At 70.4% G+C, this 3,383-nt stretch carries 3 protein-coding genes and 1 pseudogene; 2 read left to right on the top strand and 2 right to left on the bottom strand.

Features of this window, described 5'->3' with window-relative positions; translation table 11 throughout:
- Positions 1–507 (bottom strand): annotated as a pseudogene (locus JF597_RS54055) (universal stress protein); the annotation flags it as partial.
- Positions 508–718: 211 nt separating this feature from the next.
- On the opposite strand from JF597_RS54055, the gene JF597_RS54050 reads away from it, so the two are divergent.
- Both JF597_RS54050 and JF597_RS54045 read left to right on the top strand, forming a co-directional pair.
- The gene (locus JF597_RS54050; protein ID WP_294014444.1) at positions 719–886 is read left to right on the top strand and encodes a hypothetical protein; all 168 of its coding nucleotides are present in this window, start codon (positions 719–721) and stop codon (positions 884–886) included.
- A 330-nt stretch (positions 887–1,216) separates the two neighbouring features.
- Positions 1,217–1,693, top strand: a complete 477-nt coding sequence (locus JF597_RS54045; protein ID WP_366916586.1) for a hypothetical protein — start codon at positions 1,217–1,219, stop codon at positions 1,691–1,693.
- A gap of 256 nt (positions 1,694–1,949) precedes the next feature.
- Here JF597_RS54045 and JF597_RS54040 read toward each other — a convergent pair.
- Positions 1,950–3,383 (bottom strand): beta-galactosidase trimerization domain-containing protein (locus JF597_RS54040; RefSeq protein ID WP_294014442.1); only part of this gene is annotated, 1,434 nt, incomplete at its 5' end.

Raw genomic sequence — 3,383 nt, 5'->3', positions numbered from 1 at the left:
CCGTGGAGTTTCAATGCCACGACCACACGGCTCGCCGGCGTCGGCTCCAGGGTCCCGTATCCGGTGCGGACGAGAACCACCGGCCGCTCCGTCCGGGCCACGACCGGCATGCTGACGTCACCCAGGAAGTAGCTTCCCACGGAGTCCAGCCCCCGTGAGCCGAGCACGATCAGCTCGGATTCCGACCCCGCCTGGAGCAGAGCCTTCCGTGCGTCGTCGGCCACCAGGCTCCCGATGATGGTCAGACCCGGGTGACTGGATTCCAGTTCCGCGCGCGCGGTGTGGACGAAGCGCTTCGCCCAGTAGTTCTGATCGACTTCCGCGGGGACGCGGGCCGGTTCCGGCGCCAGCAGTGGCCACGCGTGCAGGAGGCGCAGCGCGAGTTTGCGTTTGTCGGCCTCGTCGGCGGCCCAGCGGGCGGCGGCGAGGCTCTTCGTCGGCGGCCCAGCGGGCGGCGGCGAGGCTCTCGGGTGAGCCGTCGAGGCCCACGGTGATGACTGGCTGCATGGCGGCGGCCTCCGTCTCGTACGAAACTGGATACGACGGTGGGTGACGGTGAACGAGTCCGATGGCGTACATGCTCCGGACGTCGCCGACATGCCGAGCGCGATGCTTCTCTACTACGAGGAGTACCCCAATATCCTCCCCGGCGCATGTGGGGCCGTAGAGGGGAGGGAGGGCAGGCACGTTGCACCCGCCACGAGAGGAGACGGGTGCGGTGGCGATTCCCTTGGTGGTCGACATCGACGGATCCGAATCGAGCCCGGAGACGGTGGACTTGGCTACCGTCGAGCCGGCCCGGCACGAGAAGCGAAGGTATCGCGATGCCCGGGCGAGTCCCCAGGTGCCCGGCGCGCCGAGCGTTGCTGGACGCGGCGTCGGCTGACCTGCTGGTCGTCGGCGCACGCAGGAGACAGGGGCACCCGGACCGGCGGGGCCGCAGCCTGCGGGGCTGGATCCCCTTGGCTACCGGTGGACGGGGACCGAAAGCCGGCCCGACAGGGATCTTCGGCCCTGTGCCCCGATCCCGCTGCCGTTCGAGGTGGAACAGGTGGCGGGCGACGGCCGGCGAATCGTCGGAAGGCGGGTCATGAGCACACAAGGTTCGCCGTACACACCCGGTCCGCCGCCAAGGCGCGGCGATCACGCGGCCAAGCGCGGGAACTCCCTGAGGCGTACGTCCGACACGTTCGAGTGCTGGATGCGCCGTGTCCTGATGGTCATTCTCGTCCTCGTGCTGCCGGCAGCCGCCGTCAGCGCGGGACTGACAGCGTACGAAGCGTCGATGCACACGGTGCGGACCCAGACAGCGGAACGGCACCAGGTCACCGCCCGGTTGACGTCGACCGCCGGGGGTGGCGACTGGGCAAAGCGACCGGCGCCGGTTCGCTGGACCGACATCGACGGTGTCGTGCGGACGGGAACAGCCTTGGTGAAGCCGGGAACGCCCAAGGGCTCCACCGTACGTGTGTGGGTGACCCGCGACGGTAAGGTCGCCCGTCCGCCGGCGACCACGTTCAACGCGAAGACCAGTGGCTGGCTGGTGGGCGGCATGGCGGCGTTCGGTGTGGGCGCCGGATCCTACGCGGTCGGCGCGGGCGTGCGCCTACTCCTCGACCGGAGAAGGTACGCGCAATGGGACGCCGAATGGGGTCTGGTGGAACCCCGGTGGTCTGCGCGTTTCCGTCCTTGACGGGTCTGTACGAAGTCGATGGCCATGTCCTACCGGGGCGTCCAGGTGGCGTCGGGGCTCGCGTCGGCACTGCTGGAGGTGTCCGTACCGCTTCGGCGGGCGCGGTTGGCAGAGACATATGTAATCAACCAACTCAGCCATCAGACGACGATCGCTGCGAAGGCCTTGCGCTGCCGACGTTCCACGCCACCCATCTCGTGGTCCGCGAGAGCACGGTCCCGCCGAAGGGCTGAGCCGCGCCAGAGAGGCAGCTACCTCAGGGCGAGGGCGTCCCGTCGTCGGCGGTGACGAAGATTCTTACGTCCCAGGCGCCCAGGCGCAGTGCTCTTCCGGCGCGTGCTGAGGTGCCGTCGAGCACGTCGGAGAGTGCCGTCGGTGCCGTGACCTGTGTGGAGTCCCAGCTCCAGTTGTGGACGACGTGCACGCGGCGGCCGTCGGGGGAGTTCCCGGTGGTGGCCGTGACCGACGGCGGCAGGTTCTGCCAGTCGCTGCTCGGGGCGGGCGCCAGCCAGGCGGCGAGCGCCCTGGCGAGGTCGCGGCCGGGAACCGTGCCGACGCAGGTGACCCGGCCCGTGCCGTGGCGGCGGGTGGTGACGGCCGGCCAACGGCCGAAGTGCGGGTGGTCGTACGCTGCGAGCACGTCGGCGTCCAGGACGGTGAGTCCGTCGACCCAGCGCGTGGCTGTCGCCTGCTCCGGCAGCTCCAGTGGGCTGCCGGGCACCGCGCGCAGCGGGACGTCCCGCATCAGGTTGCTGAACTCCTCGTACTGGACCCCGGCGGCCGTGGTGAGCCGTCCCGGTGCCGGCTCCTGGCGGGCCCGTGCCTCGTGGTCGGCGTAGCCGGTCCGCGGTCCGAGGACCAGGTGGCCGCCCGCGTGGGCGTAGGCCGCGAGCCAGTCCAGTGTGTCGTCGTCGGTCACGTACAGCGCCGGGACGACGAGGACGGGATGGTGGCGCACGGCCTCCTCGGGGCTCGGACCGGGGACTTCGCCGCGCGGGTCGTGCAGCTGGCGGGCGTGCGCGACGCGGATCTGGCGGCCCGCCTCGAAGGCGCCGCGGTAGAAGGGATCGAAGATGCCGTGGTAGGCGGCCGGATCCGGTTCGCCGTTCCGGTTCGCCAGGGGTGGGTACTTCTGCATGAGCCACTTGCTCGGCGTCGAGTACACCATGGTGATGTCGGCATCCGGCTCGATGCCGGCGACCAGTGGGCCCGCGGTTTCGAACTCGCCTCCCAGTCGGGCCAGTTCGTCGTAGACGCGGCCCGGCCTGCCGCTGTGCGGGAGGATGCCGCCCACGTAGGTCTCGGTCCCGAAGTGCAGGGTGTGCCAGTGCCAGTACTCGATCATCCGGGCCCCGCGTGCCACCAGCATCCATGCGGCCTGCCGCCACTGGCCGTCGTAGGCGGGGCGGTTGTCCCAGGGGCCGCTGATGGTGGCCGCGTTGGTCTCGGTGACCAGGAACGGGGCCTGGCGGGAGGAGTACATCCGGTCCGCGATCTGGGAGATCGACCAGGCGCCGGTGGTCTTGTCGTGCTCGCTCTCGCGCTCGGCTGGCAGCAGCAGGGCGTCCTGCATGGCGTAGTACGGGTTGCCCGCGGCGATGTCCAGGGCCTCGTTGAGTTCGTGGTCCTCCACCCCCGGGCGGGGATAGGAGACGCAGGTGGTGACGAACTGCTCGGGGAGGGCGTACTC

Origin of the sequence: Streptomyces sp. (assembly GCF_019510245.1) — a bacterium.
Lineage (GTDB): Bacteria > Actinomycetota > Actinomycetes > Streptomycetales > Streptomycetaceae > Streptomyces.
The sequence above is the reverse complement of the archived record's forward strand: the minus strand, read 5'-3'. Positions and strand labels throughout refer to the sequence as shown.